Source organism: Tenacibaculum litopenaei, from assembly GCF_964514025.1.
GTDB classification, from domain to species: domain Bacteria; phylum Bacteroidota; class Bacteroidia; order Flavobacteriales; family Flavobacteriaceae; genus Polaribacter; species Polaribacter litopenaei.
In genome coordinates, this window is record NZ_CAZEQT010000004.1 from 39,230 (window position 1) to 56,017 (window position 16,788).

Genomic DNA, 16,788 nt, shown 5'->3' on the forward strand with positions numbered 1-16,788 from the left:
AGCGCCTTTGACTATGTGTACATTTACAAAGGCTATTTAGAGGGTGGGGCGTTAATATATGGGATGCTAAATCGTGTTAGCGAACGAGCCAGCTGGCGGGTTGGCATGGATTGTCCTATACCGATGCGAACAAGGATGGAGTAATAACAGCTGGTCCCGAGATTGTTGAAGAAATCGACGAAGGAGATTCACTGAATACCAAGATAAATAAAGAGCGGTGAGGTAAAATAACTATTATCAATTTGAGTTAAAACATAAAGGATATAATAACGTGATTAGTGGAACAGCGCATAGATGGAAGTATCAAGGTTAAGAGTTAACAGAGGATTTAGGATACAATATGTATGAATTTAAATGGAGACATTAATGATGCCTCAATTGGTATATTTGTGACGGTTGACCCTAAAGCAGAAGATTATAATTATCAATCTACCTATACATACGCTGTTAACAATCCTATATATTTTGTGATTAGAAAAGGAGAAAGCCCAGAGGCTTATCCTATTGAAAGAATAACCAAACAAAAAACTGGGAAAACTGCTACACAAAGAGTTCTGGGTTATAGTGGAGGAAAAACTACTCAAGTTGATTTATACAAAGTTGTTGTAACGGATACTGAGGATTCTAGTTTTAGAATGGGGTTCTCTCTTACTAGAGATGCTTGGACAGTGGAAAAGGGAAATTCTGTTGCAAGCAATGTAGCTTTTGAACTAAAGGATAGAAAAGTAATGAAAGGTGGTTACCCTAGAGGAAATGGTACAGAGGCTTTAAAATTAACTCAAAAAGGTTCTGAGGAGGCTAATGAAACTTCTGTTAAAGTGGATATAGAAATAAGAAAGATGTGGCAGCTGATGAAATGATACATGTTGGAGGTAATTATAATAAAAAAAGGTACCAATAGGGTATCTGCGTCAGAAGGGGGTTTTGGTGTTTGTAATAATTATTCAAGTACAAACCGATCAAATAGTGAATCAAATTGAGTGTTGAAAACAATACAAAAACAAGCTAATAAAAGTAAAAGAAACCTAGGTTATATAAGAGTAATAATAGAAAAAAGAATAGGAAATGAGTATCCAAAGAACAAAAAGATTAAATTTTATTTTAATGATTATAATTACATCAATTGTGTTATTAAATTGTAAAAAACCAGAAGAAAATAAAACTTTAGAAATTTTTACTGGTTATGAAATAACTAATGATAACTATGTTTATTCAGAAGAGTCAATTTTTAAAACTAAAGATAAAACTTATAGTTTAAGAAATAAAGTGTTTTACAATACTCATGGAGAAGTTGATAAACTTTTAGTCTATGAACCAGAAGATATAGTAGAGTTTACTAAAGAAGAAATTATAAAAGATAAACTTTTACTAGAAACTTTAGATTTACCTTACAAACTAACATGGTCATATAAAGAAGGAGTTTTAGTTATTAATGATGAAAGGATTAGGATAGAAAAAATAACAGATAATATTTTGTTAAACAACGATAAAAATAGAGTTGTTTTTTACAAAATTCATTAAGGATTAAGGTAATGATACAGATTAGCTGATGTATAAATTTCAATAATTAACATGTTGAAAGATATAGTTTTAAAGTGTGGGTAATAGTTAAAAAAGATGAGCTGTAAACTTATCTGTAAGCTTCTCAAAAAAACATTTTTTTTTGTAAGTACAATTTTAGTTCATAATAAAAGAATCAATTAAATGTTATCTTATTTATATTACAGTTATTATAAATTTACTCTTGTAACTCCATCTAAAAAGGAGATGCCAGAATTTCTTGCTAACACAACTCTAACATTGATTTTAAGTTTAAATGTTTTTATCTATTTAAAGAATCAATGATCTTTTTTTGCTCACTCTTTTCTAAATAATAAAATGTACTTTGCTGTTACCTTTTTATTATTTGAGATTTTAGGTTATGTTTCTTTTGTTAGAAAAGGAAAGTATTTAGCTATTACAGAAAAGTTTGATAAGGAATCTAATAAAGCAAAGTATATTAAAATGGGGCTAGTCATAATTTACACAATAACCAGTTTTATTTTGCCTCTTACTATAAGTGAGTAAACCCGATTGCGCCAATAAAATTTTCGGATTTAAGGATGGTACTCATTCACATGATGATTTTGGATAAAAACAAAGGGTTACCAACATCGAGCACAATCACCTAAATCTACCGATCCGAGTACACTTTGGAAGCGGAAAATCAGCTTTAGGTATCATTGATTATGTTTACGATGCTGCTGGTGGAAAAATTCAGAAGTAGTTAAATGATCAAGGAACGCTTACCAAGCACTCCTATGCAGGTGATTATGGCTACAAAAACAATGAATTTGAGTTTGGAACTCAACCTGAAGGTGATATAACATCAAAAGGGATTTTTTCATCTTATATAGATTTAGAACACGAAGGTGATTACGCAAATAGACATCAGACTCTGACTGAAGATCAACGGAAGGATCAACAAAATAAAGATCCTAATGATACAGAGAGTATAAGTGAAGTATTAGCTTTTAAAGCAGAATCCAAAATGGCAAAACAACTAGGAGTGTTAAAGACTGGAAATTCCACAAGGGTTAACTATGATGATGCTACCCCAGTAAAGACGATCAAACCAAGTAGAACTGAACTTAATGTTACTGAAACTAGTAAGTAATTGAAAAAGCAAATAGAAGCAAATAAGGATGAATATTGGATAGTTTATACAGTTAGGTTGTTAAAAAGGATTCAATTAGCAGGGAAAAAAGTGAAAACACATAAAAATAAATTATGAAATTAATAACCTTAATAAAAGTCTTATTACTAATTTTCTATATGACGTCTTGGAAAGTTCAAGAGAATAAAACCATATCTTCACGAATATATTTTGTTCCTAATAATTATTCAACATATAATTATGGTAAAGCTACATATAGAAAAGAATATAAAGATTATGGTAGATATTTTGATATGAAAAATCAAAAAACAATAAAGAAAATAAAAAATATTTTATCAAATCTTAAAAAATCAAATGGAGGTCGAAACGGTAAAAGAATAAAAGTTATACTAAAAGAGGGTGAAAGAATAGATAGTATATATTTGTCATATTTACCTAGTGCAAAAATCGAGTATAATGGTAATACCTGTACAGGAAATCCAAAGTTATTTAATTTAATTGTGAATGAAATTAAAGATAACTACAGGAAGGGGAATTATATTTGTGAGGGAAAAGAATGTTCAAAAAATCCAGATAAAAATAATGTAAAGTTTTTGGAAATGATGTCTGATAATAAATCAAATTAATTTTTAGATAAAGTAATACGGCAGTAAATAAACAATGAAAGAATATATAGAAAAATTTATGAATAACATTGACTTAGAAAAATTACAATATAAATCTCTAGGTTTATATGAAGAATTGCTTAGTAATGAAGAAACTATAGTTGATTTAGAAGAGGACTTACCAGAAGGAGTAAAGATGAATGATATTAAGATTGAATATGAGGATTTAATTATTCATTTTAAAGATGGAGAGATTAGCAGAGTGTTCCTGAATTATAAACTAAACTTAAAAGAAGAACAAATAGGATATTATAAAACGGAGTATTCAATTTTTGAAGACCTTTTTATAGACGATTATTTAGTATTCTATTAACCCAGCTCCCGATAGATTCCTTACTAGTGGCGGTTATGAGTATGTAAATAGAAATTAAATTTTAAAAATAATAAATGTAAAGCCACTTTATAGGAGATTATAATGTGGTTTTTTGTGCTTGAAAGAGAAGCTTACACAGAAGCAGTAAAAAAGAGGATATATTTAGTTGATAATCTAAGAAAAATATTAGATATGCCACAAGGAGCGGCTGGTGAAATTGAAGGTAATAAAACATAGAGAAGATGACTATACTATCGAAGTATCAGATAAAAAATGTAGCGATATAGCGATAGGTAGTGTTATTAGCCTATATTATGTAAAGAATTTTAGTTCTTACTATGTGCCTTATCGTAATGATGAGTTAGTTTTATTAATATTCTTTAGTTTATTGTTTTTATTTCCCTTTTATAAATTTGTCTTTAATTTTTTTATAAAAATGTTTGAAAAATTATCTAGGTTTTAGTTCTTAGGGATAATAAAAATACTAGTGGTGGATTGTTGAACTCATTACCCGAACTACCTAAAAGAAGTGAAATAGCTATGATTATTAATGCATCGTATAAAGGAAAGCAAGAATAACTAATTATGAAATTCTTATATATCTTAATAATAATTTTGTGTACTACTAGTGTTAGTAGTATTTATTCTCAAGATTCTAACAATTATTTTGTTTTTACTTTTTATGTAACTCAAAACAAAGGAGAACATAAAACTTCTAAGTATTATTGGATAATTGAAAAAGATTCTCTATTTAACACAAGTAAACAATTATCACCGTTGTATATTGAAGATTTTTCTGCATCAGATATTGTAGATTGTCAAAATAAAGAGGAGACATCTCCTTTTGTAGTTTTTAAGGGAGAAAAATTTGACTTCAGTAAAAAGTATTTAGAAATGCAAAAATCTTTACCAAAGATTATTGAGTTAAATAGAAGAAAGGTTTTTACGATTAATAAAAAGTTTGTTGGTGGCTATAAGGAAAAAATAAGGGTTTATATTACTCTTGTAAATGGAGTTTTTTGTAACAGTAAAATGAATGTGGAAACAGCACAAATGATAAACTTTTATGGCAATGTTTATTTACCAATTAAGAATATAACTAGTGCAAGTTTTAGTGATTTTGAAAAATTGAATTTATATAATATACAATCAAAAATTAATTTATCCATCGTAAACAATATACCATGGAAATAGCCCCGATAGTACATAGTATGTCGGAGTAAGGCCTCTGCTAGAATCCTTTCTAGTGATGGTTATGAGTATACAAATAGAGATTGTATAAATCATGAAGATAAATCCACAGTAGTGATGTTGTGGTTTTGTTGTTTTAATGTTTTATAACTTGTATTACTTAACAAGAATAAAAATACTTTTAAATACTATTATTTTCATTTTGTTTTCGATACAAAACGAAATAAAAAATCAAGTCCAAATAAGGAAATTACTGCGTACCGCTCTCGTTTTCGAAACATTATGCTTTTGTGCTATCACACAGCAATTTCACTTCTTGGCTTGCTAAAGCAGGTACAGCAAATCAATAACCATGAAGCGGAGACCTTAGTAGCCAATGTTTATGATGAAGAGAATAAGCTTAGCAGGGTAACGGATAGCGCAAATAAAACTTTCGGATTTAAGGATGGTACTCATTCACATGATGATTTTGGATAAAAACAAAGGGTTACCAACATCGAGCACAATCACCTAAATCTACCGATCCGAGTACACTTAGGAAGCGGAAAATCAGCTTTAGGTATCATTGATTATGTTTACGATGCTACTGGGGTGAAGTTAGCCAAGACAGTAACCGGAAGTTTATCGAGTCCGGTAACTACGGAATACGCCGGGAACTATATTTACAACAAGGTTTCGGGTCGTGGAGCATCGGTGAACTTAGCATTCTTTAACCACCCAGAGGGATATGTAAGTAATGATAGTGGAAGTTTAAACTATGTATACCAATACAAAGACCACCTAGGAAATGTTCGTTTATCTTATATAGATGATAATAAGGATGGTAATATCACTCAAAACGAAATCGTAGAAGAATCTAATTATTATCCTTTTGGTTTAAAGCATAAAGGGTATAATGGGAATGTTTCTTCTTTGGGGAATTCTGTAGCGCAGAAGTTTGGGTATAATGGAAAAGAGTTAAATGATGAATTAGGAATAGAGTGGCATGATTTTGGTGCAAGGAATTATGATGCTGCATTAGGACGTTGGATGAATCTTGACCCTCTTGCTGAGAAAATGCGTAGGCATAGTCCATACAATTATGCGTTTGATAATCCTTTATGGTATATCGACCCTGATGGGATGAAACCTTTTGATTGGAGAGACAAGAATGGTAATCTAGTATATGATGCTAAAAAAAGAGAGTATACCAAACACGCAACAGACGACCACAAAAGGTTTGGAAACTCGTTATTAAAAACTTCTGCTGGAAGAAAGCAATTTAACAAGTTGGTAAATTCGAGTATTCCTATTACAACAGAAATATCTTCTGGTAAAGGGCCATCTACAGGGACTTCATATGTAACTGGGCAAACCAGACAAACCAAAGATGGGAATACTGGAAAAGTAAAAAAGGCTCATATTGTAATATTTGAAGGGAGAATAAACGATTTTATGGCTACTATTGATAAATTTTACAAAGCTGGACAAGAAAGCAAACTAAGTGAGCAAACTCAACTATATCACGAAAACACAGAAACAAATGATGAAAGAGTTGCAGCCATAGCTGGACACGAAATTGAGCACGCCACTAGTGAGGCTAATCAGAAATTAACTGGTGCTGCTGCTGAAGTTGAACCAGAAGCTGTGGAAACAGAGATTTTAAAACAAACACCAGGTTCAAAACCTATTAAAATAACGCCTATGCCAATAAAGATAGAGCCTGTTAAAATAGAAGTTCCTAAAATAAAAAATTAAAAATGAAGCACTTAGCGTTAATTATTGTTTTAGGTGTTTGTGTTAATTGTAAAGCACAAAGCATACCTAATTCTTTTAAGTCAGAAATGATAGATTTTTACATCTCTTCCAATGAGATAGAGAAAACCGAAAAAGAGAGTTTAATAAATGGTTTTGATGAATCATTTACAATTAGAGAGTTAGGGAGTGAAAATTCCACATCTGTAATTAAAAATGGTATTTACACTTTAACGCCTAATATTAGCCATACTACAACAATACTATTAGCTCATAATGTGAATGGATATAAAATTTTATCAAGTAGCAGTAAATATGAAACTTTAAGTAAAGTGTTAAGTTTTTTAAAAGAGAATAGTACTATAGATAAATTAAAAGCTTTAGAAGCTGTCGAAGACATTATGAAATTATTGAAAGACAACGAACAGCTAACAAATCTTAATGTACTAGAATTTAAAGAAAATTAGATTTTCAAAGTAAAGAAAACCACCCGAAGGTGGTTTTTTTATGCGTAAGCTTTTTTGGTTTTAAAATCCCTTAAAGCCATATCAATCATATTAAAAATAAAGGTTCTATTCTCGTCAGAGAGTTCAGAGATAAGCTCCAAACGTTTAAGAGCTTCCTTATCCAGTTGCAGTTTGCTTTTACCGATTAGGTAATCTACAGATACTTCCAAAGCGTCAGCAATTTTTACAACCACGTCAATAGACGGTTTAATGTCACCACGCTCATAGCGACCAACGACATCACCAGACGTACCAATTAAATTACCCAAAGAAGCTTGGGAAAGCTTTTTCTTCTTGCGTAGCAACATCATATTATCTCCAAAATCCATAATGATAAGTATTGAAAATGATTGTAAAATCAGTGTTTAAGCAAAATTAAATGATTTATAAATCATAAACAATAATTAAAAAGCTTGTTTATGTAAGATTGATAATGAAGATGGCAGGTTTTTAGTGCTAACCTATGCTGAAGGTGAAATCATAGCATACACCCTAAGTATCGTTAAATACAACAAGAAAAAATTTAGTAGATCCTCAGTAAACATTGCATGTGGTGAGTATAGTTTTTCAAAAGTTGTCAAGCAAGATGCTCTAAATATACCCGAGCTTATGCTTGAATTAGATGAAGGAAATGGCCTATTACCTTCAGAATTTCTAATTTTTACAGAAATTGATAAAAATCAAAGGCTATCCTCTATACTAGTAAGCGGTATACCAGAATATATTGAAAATCATATTTTAATTAATACTAGTAAGTAGCCTACGGGATTAGGATAATGTGTCAGATTTGTACTTATGATAACTAAGGTTTTATTTGGTTTGTAAGTCAGTAGGTTAGGTGTGGGGCTGCTCTAAATACATCAGTGTTTATTTAGGTAATAGTTTTAAGTTTAACAGTTTTAATAAGTTGCTGTGCTATCTGAACTCTTCGCATTAAATCGGAAACATTAGTATTAGAAATTTTAGAGAAAAAAAACAGAAAAAGAGTAAAGTAATTTTAATAATTTCACTGTTATCAATATTTGTGATCGCTATCTTCTTAATCAAATCGAACAATCTGTTTTCCTTGGAAACTGTATTTTCCTGAACTTGTTTGGGGATTATCACGCCTTTTTTAGCTTGAGATTCTGTGCTGAGCCCAGGGCGAACTAAAAATCACAAGGGGACACTTTTTTCGGAGTGCATTCGTATTTCTAAAATCTGTCAAATTTGTGTCGACTTCTTTTAAGAGGGATCGAGTTTTGTTAATAAGGAAGTTTATAGGCTTCCTTTTTTAGGTCCAAATACTGTATCTTTGATCCCAGTATGAAAATGATGAAATATTACATTCAAGCAGCGCGTTTGCGCACCTTACCACTATCGATTTCTGGAATTATAGTAGGAAGTAGTTTAGGGTTTAAAGAACAATTGGCAACCGGTGCGAATACCAGTGAATTTGGAATTTTTGGATCGGCTATTTTTTGGTTGGCCATAGCTACTACAATTGCCTTTCAGGTATTGTCAAATTTTGCCAATGATTACGGTGATGGTGTGAAAGGTACCGACGCTAATAGAACTGGAGAACAGCGGATGGTAGCCTCAGGAGTAATCTCTTCGAAACAAATGAAAAATGCGGTGGTGATCACGGCTGTGTTGAGTCTACTTTTAGCTTTGGGCTTAATCTACGTGGCTTTCGGAAGCGATAATTTTTTATATACCTTACTGTTCACCGGGCTGGGACTAGCATCCATAGTAGCAGCCATCAAATACACCGTAGGTAAGTCAGCCTATGGGTACAGTGGTTTTGGGGATGTGTTTGTCTTTGCATTTTTCGGTTTGTTAGCAGTATTGGGAAGTTATTTCTTATTTACCAAGAGTTTTGACTTTTTTGTGGTCTTACCCGCCGTAACGATAGGATTATTGAGTACAGCAGTGCTCAACTTAAACAACATGAGAGATCGTGAGAACGATAAAAAGGCAGGAAAAAAAACCTTAGTGGTAAAAATAGGGGCTGAGTTTGCCAAGTATTACCATTACTACTTATTGGTGGCTTCCTTTTTATTTTCTTTTTTGTTTACCGGAATACGCTATAGCTCACCGTTACAATTTCTTTTTATGATCGCATTTATTCCGTTGGGATTGCACTTACATTTTGTGTATAAAAATGAAACTGCATCGCAATTTGATGGCGAGTTGAAGAAGGTTGCTTTGAGTACCTTTTTGTTTGCAGTCCTATTTGCTATAGGACAATTAGTTACTATTTAAAATAATGAAAAAAATGAATATTACATTTTACGGACATGCCTGTTTTGGAATTGAAATAGCGGGTAAACACATCGTAGTTGACCCATTTATTACAGGGAATCCTAAAGCAGCTCATTTAGTACTCGAGGACGTTCAAGCCGATTATATTTTGTTGACACATGCGCATCAAGACCACGTATTGGACGTAGAGGCCTTGGCAGAAAGAACAGGAGCGACGATAGTTTCTAACTATGAAATCGCGATGTATTATACAGCTAAAGGATTGAAAGGACATCCTGTGAATCACGGAGGTAGCTTTAGTACCGATAGATTTACAGCAAAATATGTCAATGCCGTTCATACCTCGTCGTTTGCAGACGGTACCTATGGAGGCGAGCCTGGAGGATTTGTAGTCACTGCTGGAGAAACAAGTGTTTATATCGCTGGAGATACTGCATTAACCATGGATATGAAACTCATCCCGATGACGACTACATTGACAGCGGCAATTTTGCCCATTGGAGATAATTTTACCATGGGAGTGGACGATGCTATTATTGCAAGTAACTTCGTTGAGTGTACTCGTGTAATTGGATGTCATTACGATACCTTTCCTCCGATAGAAATTGATAGTGCTAAAGCAGTAACCGCATTTAGTGCAGCTGGAAAAGAATTAATGTTACCTGCTATAGGTGAAACGCTAAGTATTGGATAAATGAAGACAGTAAAAATAGTTTTAGGAATTGTTATTGCACTATCGGTGGCGTTTTTGGCAACAGGTTTTATCATCAATGAATTGGTGTATACTGCAGAAGTTTCTGTTGAGAAGCCAGTGACTGAGGTTTTTGATCTGTTGAGTACTCCTGAAAATATCAAACAGTGGGCGCCTGAAATCAAAGAGGTGCGCACGGTGAAAAAGACCGAAAATAACGAAGGGAGCAGTTATGATATCGTTGTAGAAAGTCAAGGGCAAGAAATAGTATCTCAGATGCGAATTAAAACCTATGTGCCAAATGAATCACTAGTGCTGATTTACGAGGGTGGAGGCCTGTTTAAAAAAGTGTCGTATCGCTTCTCTTCAAACTCTAATGAAACGACAGTTACTCAGGAGAGCAAGGTGCGTGCAACGAGTTTTATATTGGGTTGCATGCTGCCTTTTGTTCAGTCGAAACTGCAAGTACAAGACGAGCAATATTTAAATGCCTTTAAGGAGTATTCAGAAAAGTAATAGAGCAGGATGAAAGCTAGTTATCATAAGTATGATTTGGTGTTTAAACGCCCGAGTGGTACATCGAGAGGAGTATTGAGAACCAAGGAAACTTGGTTTTTAAAATTAGAGGATGAAGGAAATGTCGGATACGGAGAATGTGGTTTGTTTAGAGGATTGAGTATAGATGACACCCCTGATTATGAGTTAAAACTTAAATGGGTTGTGGCCAATATTCACAAAGGAAAAGAGGTCCTACTTGCTGCTCTAAAAGACTATCCTTCCATTCAATTTGGTATTGAACAAGCTTTTCTTGATCTAGCATCGCCTACACCTTTTGAGTTACTTTCACCTGAATTTATCCGAGGAACGAAAGAAATTCCTATTAATGGATTGATTTGGATGGGGGATAAAGCCTTTATGCAGGAGCAAATTCGAGAGAAGCTAGCCAGTGGGTTTACCACCATCAAAATGAAAATTGGAGCGATAGATTTCGATACTGAGATTTCCTTACTAAAAGCGATTCGAGAAGAGTTTTCAGCAGATGCAATTACGTTGAGAGTTGATGCTAATGGGGCCTTTAGTCCTAATGATGCCATGAGTAAATTACAGCGCTTATCCGAATTGGATATCCATTCTATTGAACAGCCTATCAAACAAGGTCAATGGCAAGAAATGGCGGCGTTGTGTGAAAACTCGCCAGTGCCTATTGCCTTGGATGAGGAGCTTATCGGGATCTTTGATTACGAAGCCAAAGTGCGTTGTTTGGAAACAATTCGACCTCAGTTTATTATTTTAAAACCGAGTTTGGTTGGAGGATTTCAAGGTAGTACGGAGTGGATTGAGTTAGCAGCGAAACAAGGAGCTGATAATTGGATAACGAGTGCTTTGGAAAGCAATATTGGGCTGAATGCTATAGCGCAATGGACTGCTACTTTAAACAACCCCTTACCACAAGGTTTAGGAACGGGAAGTTTATTTACAAATAATATCACGAGTCCACTGGTCGTTAAAAGTGGACAATTAACCTATAATCCAGCCTTGCGTTGGGAGTTTAACATGTAATTTGATATGAATTTTATAGAACAAGCATACAAAGGGAGAAACGATTGGTATTGGTATATAATCGTTATTTCCATAGTTGGAATTGCATGGCAATTCCTAGGAGGAATACCTTTTATAATCGCCGCTATGATGCACCTGTCAAATCCGGCAGATTTTGCGGCAGAAGCAGCTACCAATTTTACGAATATAGGAATTGATAAAAACCTCTATCTCTTCTTGATGATCTTTACGTTTATCGTAGGTTTAGCAGCATTGTTATTATGCGTCAGAAGCATTCATCAAAGAAGTATCACTTCTTTAGTAACGAGTAGGACCAAGATTGATTGGAAACGCTTTTGGTTCGCTTTTGTATTGTGGGGATGTATTTCTATAAGTTTTATCCTTATCGGTATTTTTATGAGCCCAGAGGATTATGTTTGGAATTTTAATGCCAAGCCGTTTTTTATCCTCGTAGCCATATCTTTTCTTTTTATTCCGCTACAAACCAGTTTTGAAGAATTACTTTTTAGAGGGTATCTCATGCAGGGATTAGGAATCATGGTGAAAAATCGTTGGTTTCCCTTGATCGTGACCTCTATTATTTTTGGGGTACTTCACATGGCCAATCCTGAAGTGGATAAATTAGGGCCTATAGTGATGGTATTTTACATAGGTACCGGGTTTTTATTTGGTATCGTGACCTTGATGGATGAAGGTACCGAATTGGCATTAGGTTTACATGCAATTAATAATATAGTGGCTGCATTTATGGTAACTACCGATTGGACAGTATTTCAAACCAATGCTTTGTATATTGATACTTCTGAGCCATCAGTAGGAATGGAAATGTTTTTTCCAGTATTTGTTTTGTATCCGACATTGCTGTTTTTGTTTGGAAGAAAATACCAATGGTCAAATTGGAAAGACAAGCTCTTTGGAGCAGTAGAGCCTCCCGTGAAGTCGGATGAATTGAACGAAATAGGAGGCTAATAGTATGAATACTCCACAAATGCATAGCGATTTCTCTTGGAACGATTGTCAATTTTCATCTTTAAATCAGTTGTTGGAATATGCCGAACAATCTGATACAGAGGTTGCTGGTTTTTTGAAGCAATGGTTTGATACTACGCCAACCCTAACAGTGAGAACATCGGGGTCTACAGGAGTTCCCAAACCCATAGCCTTATCCAAAGAAGCAATGAAGGCATCGGCCTTAGCCACGGGAACGTTTTTTGAGTTGCCAGCAAAGACTTCGGCATTAATCTGTTTGTCAGTAAACTATATTGCTGGTAAGATGATGTGGATTCGAGCTTTGGAATTGGGTTGGAAGGTGTATTATACGCCACCGGTAGCCAATCCATTACAAATTTTGGAAAATGCAGTCGACTTTAGCGCCATGGTACCTATGCAGCTCGAGGCCTCTTTGAACGACCTTCACAAGGTCAAAAAACTCATAGTAGGAGGAGGGGCAGTATCCAAGGAATTAAATGAGAAAATTCAAGCTGTTTCTACGGAGGTATACGCTACTTATGGCATGACGGAAACCATTACACATATTGCCGTTAAACCTTTAAATAGGGCGGCTCAGAAGAATGGAGATTCATCAGTTTACAATGCACTTCCAGGGGTTAGCTTTGAATTGGATGACCGCGGTTGTTTGTGTATTAGTGCCCCTCGGATTTCTGACGAAATGGTTGTGACCAATGATGTGGTACAGTTGAATTCGGCTACGGCTTTCGAGTGGAGAGGACGCGTGGATAATGTGATTAACTCAGGAGGGATTAAATTACAACCTGAGCACATTGAAGCATCGCTTGGTGCATACATTCAACAGCGATTCTTTGTCGCGGGAATTCCCGATAAAATACTAGGTGAAAAATTGGTGCTTCTACTCGAAGGCGTATCCTTTACAACGGGGCGAGAAATATTAAAAAACCTCGCTTTGATCACAACGATGAACCGCTATGAAATTCCAAAAGAGGTCTTCGTCTTACCGAAGTTTATAGAAACTGAAACGCATAAAATTCAACGTTCAAAATGCTTGGAAAAAGCTTTGGAGAAGCACTAGTAAAAACGAAGTGTAAATGCGTTGTTATACGCGGCATTAGGTGCTAAATGAAGCATCCCCATTTTCTCGATAAATTGCCCGTTGTGATCTGTGGTATCTGCAATTCCCATCCAAGGTTCAAAACAGATAAATGGCGCACCCGTTACTGGGGACCAAAAGGCCATGTATTGCCATTGATCAAAGGTCATTTCAAGACCGTGCTCATGCAGCTTAGAAGCTAGTTTGAAACTTTTAGATTTGACATTTTCAAAAATTAGAGCATCGTTTTCAAATAAGCGCTGATTTAACGGGATTTTTTTCGGAATACTAACCTTCGTAGGTGTAGGTTTTACGGTGCCTGTAGCCTTGTCTAAATCGTATTTACGAACTACTTCTTCACGTTCAAAACAGAGGTGGTAATCTTCAAATTGAGTACCGGGAACCAAAGGGCAATTAAAAGCAGGATGTGCGCCTATTGAAAATGGCATGGCAGTACTGTTTTTATTTAGGACTTCATAGCTCGTTATGATTTTGTCGTCGTACAACTCATATTCAAGGCGAAGTGAGAATAGAAATGGGTACTTTATCAAACTTTCTTCATTGGCGTCTAAGGCCAAAACTGCTTTATGAGTTTCCTGTTCCACTACCCTAAACTCCATGTCTCGAGCAAAACCATGTTGATTCATTTCATAGGTTTTACCATCAATAACACACTGATTTTCCTTTAGCTTTCCGACGATTGGGAACAATACGGGAGCATGTCTTTTCCAGTAAGTGGGGTTTCCATTCCAGAGGTATTCTAATTGCGTTTTTTTATGGTAAATAGCGCATAACTCCGCACCGTGAGTGTTGATTTGTACTTTTAGGATATCATTTTCAAGGCTTATCATAGACAGTAAGGTGTAATCAGTAAAGTAAAGATACTAAATATTGAGGTATCGCAAATCGGTTTTTGAAGGTCGAGGACTCGATAGGAGGTTTTGTAACCGAAAAATCAAGTTTCGTGACATTTTTTTTATGAGGCAGGAAGAAATTCGAGACCTTAGAAATATCAAAAACTAACTAATCATGAAATTAAACCAACAAACTTGGCTTGGCTCTTTATTGATATTGAGCCTGGTGTTTGCAACCTCGTGCAAAAACAAAAAAGAACAGCCGGTCGCTGCAACCGACCACTACCAGAATGTAAAGACGAACACACAAACGGCTTGCGATACAACCTGGTTTCCTCATGCTTCTACAAAGGCACCTGCTGAGGGACCTAACAGTTTATTTGCCCGTGACACAACTTCGAATATTTTGTTTCATCGTTGGTCATGGCAAAAGTTCTTATGGTTGACCAAGCCGATTCCACAGTCTCAAGGGACCTTACCGCTTTTTTTGGCTGATCCTACTATTTTACAGGTCGATGCTTCAATGGATACGGTAGCAGTCCCAAAGGGTGTTCAATTGGTGTTAACTGATACGGAACAAGCCGGGTTTGAACAGGCCGTTTTACATACGAATAAAGCTTACAGTGCCACAGGAAACTCACAAACAGTCTATTATTCCATTCATATGAACAGCACTATGCTCAACGCAGCGGTAACAGCTATGGACGATCTGGTGGCAGGAAAAATTACTAGTTTAAAGAACAAGGCATTTCCTGTCGGGAGTTTTGAGCTAAAAGTATCATGGGTACCTGTGGAGGCCATTAAGGAGGAAAATCGCAAAAATTACTTTATAACAAAAGCGCATTTTCCGGATGCAACAGGTTTAAATGAAGGTAATGAAGGAGTGTCAGTAGCGATGTTAGGGATGCACGTGGTCGGAATAGTAGAAAATCACCCAGAATTTATTTGGGCAACTTTTGAGCATCGCGATATGGCTCCTAATTTTAGTTGGAATAAAAGATCTGATGGGGAAGTAGAAGGAGCTACAGCTGCTACTGATAAGTTGCTATTTGCGAAAGGAAATATCAATACCATTGACGGAATTAAATGGAATAGAACAACGCAAAGTGGGGTAGTACCTTCAAAAGTATACGATCTTTTTGCCTATGGGGTTCCTCGTGATGTCGGTGGTGAATTTATGGAAACCTCACAAGACGGAAAAACAAATTTTAAGAACATCCAAGATATCAATGCCTGCGTAGCGGATAATTTGACCGATGTTTGGAATAACTATTTCTACAATGGATCTATATGGATCAATACAGATAAAACGTCGAAAGAACGCCAATTGTTTGTGGTTGACTCACTAGGTGGAAATATCAAAAATGCAACTCCAGGTTCTTTTGCAAGAGGGTCTTTAAACTGTGCGAATGTCACCATGGAAACGTTTACACAAACGTTTAAGTCTAGTTTAGGAGACATCAATGCTTCAACGCTTGCGAATTGTTTTTCATGTCACAATTCAGAAAGTTTTCAGGATTCCGATATCCGATCACCCATGTATATTAGTCACGTCTTTAATTCGTATGCCTTGAGCAGGGAGCAAGTAAGTGACAGAGAAATTGAAAAGTTAAAAGTTATTCAGGAGAAAATGCAAATGAAGTAAAAAAGAACAGCCCTTAGCTTAAAAAAACTGAGGGCTGTTTTGAATATTAATATTCTATTTTGTCATCTTTCTCAGACCATTTCTGAAATGGCTCCAATGCGATTTCTCTACCAACTTGTTCGAATGGGATACTTCTCTTTTCATAAGGCAATGGAATTTCTTTATAAATAAATTCATCATCAAACCCGATGTTGGCAGCGTCTACTTGATTACTTCCGTAGAAAACTTTATCCGGACGAGCCCAATAAATAGCACCTAAACACATAGGGCAAGGTTCACAAGAAGTATAAACGATGCAACCGTCTAATTGAAAAGAACCTAAGTTTTTACAAGCATCTCTAATAGCTGTTACCTCTGCGTGCGCAGTAGGATCATTGGTAGAAGTTACTTTGTTGTTTCCACGACCAACAATTTCTCCATCTTTTACAATAATACAACCGAAAGGACCTCCTTCATTATTTTGCATTCCTCTTAAAGCTGCTTTGACAGCTTCACTCATATACGCTTCGTGTTTGTTCATTTTTTTGGGTTTTTATAAATAAAAAAGCCCGTAAAAATACGAGTTTTTTTAGAAATGGATGACTTGTTCTTAGAAAAGTATGAAGAGGTGAGAATAGGTACAAAAAAAAGAGAGTTCGAAAACTCTCTTTTTTAATGGGTTATA

General features: G+C 35.1%; 19 protein-coding genes. 16 read left to right on the forward strand and 3 right to left on the reverse strand.

Annotation, left to right across the window (positions count from 1 at the left end; genetic code table 11):
- Nucleotides 1-344 precede the first annotated feature (344 nt).
- The 9 genes from ACKTS5_RS07105 (at nt 345) to ACKTS5_RS07145 (ending at nt 7,026) form a co-directional block, all read left to right on the forward strand.
- A complete protein-coding gene (locus ACKTS5_RS07105) occupies nt 345-860 on the forward strand; it encodes an RHS repeat-associated core domain-containing protein (protein ID WP_408043165.1) in 516 nt (171 codons plus the stop codon).
- A 205-nt stretch (nt 861-1,065) separates the two neighbouring features.
- A complete protein-coding gene (locus tag ACKTS5_RS07110; protein WP_408043166.1) occupies nt 1,066-1,521 on the forward strand; it encodes a hypothetical protein in 456 nt (151 codons plus the stop codon).
- A gap of 1,248 nt (nt 1,522-2,769) precedes the next feature.
- Nucleotides 2,770-3,282, forward strand: coding sequence for a hypothetical protein (locus tag ACKTS5_RS07115; RefSeq protein ID WP_408043167.1), 513 nt, complete (start codon nt 2,770-2,772; stop codon nt 3,280-3,282).
- A gap of 34 nt (nt 3,283-3,316) precedes the next feature.
- Nucleotides 3,317-3,634, forward strand: a complete 318-nt coding sequence (locus tag ACKTS5_RS07120) for a hypothetical protein (RefSeq protein ID WP_408043168.1) — start codon at nt 3,317-3,319, stop codon at nt 3,632-3,634.
- 114 nt (nt 3,635-3,748) lie between these two features.
- On the forward strand, nt 3,749-3,871 hold the full coding sequence (locus ACKTS5_RS07125) for a hypothetical protein (protein ID WP_408043169.1): 123 nt from the start codon (nt 3,749-3,751) through the stop codon (nt 3,869-3,871).
- A gap of 348 nt (nt 3,872-4,219) precedes the next feature.
- Complete coding sequence (locus ACKTS5_RS07130; protein WP_408043170.1) at nt 4,220-4,828, forward strand: hypothetical protein; 609 nt, start codon at nt 4,220-4,222, stop codon at nt 4,826-4,828.
- 285 nt (nt 4,829-5,113) lie between these two features.
- Complete coding sequence (locus ACKTS5_RS07135) at nt 5,114-5,302, forward strand: hypothetical protein (protein ID WP_408043171.1); 189 nt, start codon at nt 5,114-5,116, stop codon at nt 5,300-5,302.
- Nucleotides 5,303-5,416: 114 nt separating this feature from the next.
- Nucleotides 5,417-6,562, forward strand: a complete 1,146-nt coding sequence (locus tag ACKTS5_RS07140) for an RHS repeat domain-containing protein (RefSeq protein WP_408043172.1) — start codon at nt 5,417-5,419, stop codon at nt 6,560-6,562.
- Nucleotides 6,563-6,564: 2 nt separating this feature from the next.
- The gene (locus ACKTS5_RS07145; RefSeq protein WP_408043173.1) at nt 6,565-7,026 is read left to right on the forward strand and encodes a hypothetical protein; all 462 of its coding nucleotides are present in this window, start codon (nt 6,565-6,567) and stop codon (nt 7,024-7,026) included.
- 38 nt (nt 7,027-7,064) lie between these two features.
- Here ACKTS5_RS07145 and ACKTS5_RS07150 read toward each other — a convergent pair whose 3' ends face one another.
- The gene (locus ACKTS5_RS07150) at nt 7,065-7,394 is read right to left on the reverse strand and encodes a helix-turn-helix domain-containing protein (protein WP_408043174.1); all 330 of its coding nucleotides are present in this window, start codon (nt 7,392-7,394) and stop codon (nt 7,065-7,067) included.
- A gap of 976 nt (nt 7,395-8,370) precedes the next feature.
- Between ACKTS5_RS07150 and menA the strand changes: the two genes are divergently transcribed.
- From menA to ACKTS5_RS07180, 6 genes are read left to right on the forward strand one after another with little or no spacing between them, the layout of a single operon-like run.
- Entirely contained in the window at nt 8,371-9,309 is a 939-nt protein-coding gene (gene menA / locus ACKTS5_RS07155; protein ID WP_408043175.1) for a 1,4-dihydroxy-2-naphthoate octaprenyltransferase, read from the forward strand.
- A gap of 13 nt (nt 9,310-9,322) precedes the next feature.
- Nucleotides 9,323-10,003, forward strand: a complete 681-nt coding sequence (locus tag ACKTS5_RS07160) for a metal-dependent hydrolase (RefSeq protein WP_408043176.1) — start codon at nt 9,323-9,325, stop codon at nt 10,001-10,003.
- Nucleotides 10,004-10,516, forward strand: a complete 513-nt coding sequence (locus ACKTS5_RS07165; protein WP_408043177.1) for an SRPBCC family protein — start codon at nt 10,004-10,006, stop codon at nt 10,514-10,516. It begins immediately after the preceding gene.
- A 9-nt stretch (nt 10,517-10,525) separates the two neighbouring features.
- On the forward strand, nt 10,526-11,560 hold the full coding sequence (gene menC, locus ACKTS5_RS07170) for an o-succinylbenzoate synthase (protein ID WP_408043178.1): 1,035 nt from the start codon (nt 10,526-10,528) through the stop codon (nt 11,558-11,560).
- Nucleotides 11,561-11,566: 6 nt separating this feature from the next.
- Nucleotides 11,567-12,529, forward strand: coding sequence for a CPBP family intramembrane glutamic endopeptidase (locus tag ACKTS5_RS07175; RefSeq protein WP_408043179.1), 963 nt, complete (start codon nt 11,567-11,569; stop codon nt 12,527-12,529).
- A gap of 4 nt (nt 12,530-12,533) precedes the next feature.
- Nucleotides 12,534-13,607 carry an AMP-binding protein gene (locus ACKTS5_RS07180; RefSeq protein ID WP_408043180.1) on the forward strand — a complete coding sequence of 358 codons (1,074 nt, stop codon included), beginning with the start codon at nt 12,534-12,536 and terminating at the stop codon, nt 13,605-13,607.
- Here ACKTS5_RS07180 and ACKTS5_RS07185 read toward each other — a convergent pair.
- On the reverse strand, nt 13,604-14,476 hold the full coding sequence (locus tag ACKTS5_RS07185; RefSeq protein WP_408043181.1) for an aldose 1-epimerase family protein: 873 nt from the start codon (nt 14,474-14,476) through the stop codon (nt 13,604-13,606). The genes ACKTS5_RS07180 and ACKTS5_RS07185 overlap by 4 nt on opposite strands.
- Before the next feature lie 178 nt (nt 14,477-14,654).
- Here ACKTS5_RS07185 and ACKTS5_RS07190 point away from each other — a divergent pair, with 178 nt between their 5' ends.
- A complete protein-coding gene (locus tag ACKTS5_RS07190) occupies nt 14,655-16,124 on the forward strand; it encodes a hypothetical protein (protein ID WP_408043182.1) in 1,470 nt (489 codons plus the stop codon).
- A gap of 46 nt (nt 16,125-16,170) precedes the next feature.
- Here ACKTS5_RS07190 and ACKTS5_RS07195 read toward each other — a convergent pair whose 3' ends face one another.
- Nucleotides 16,171-16,644: a nucleoside deaminase gene (locus tag ACKTS5_RS07195; protein WP_408043183.1), complete on the reverse strand. Its 474-nt coding sequence runs from the start codon at nt 16,642-16,644 to the stop codon at nt 16,171-16,173.
- Between the last annotated feature and the right edge of the window lie 144 nt (nt 16,645-16,788).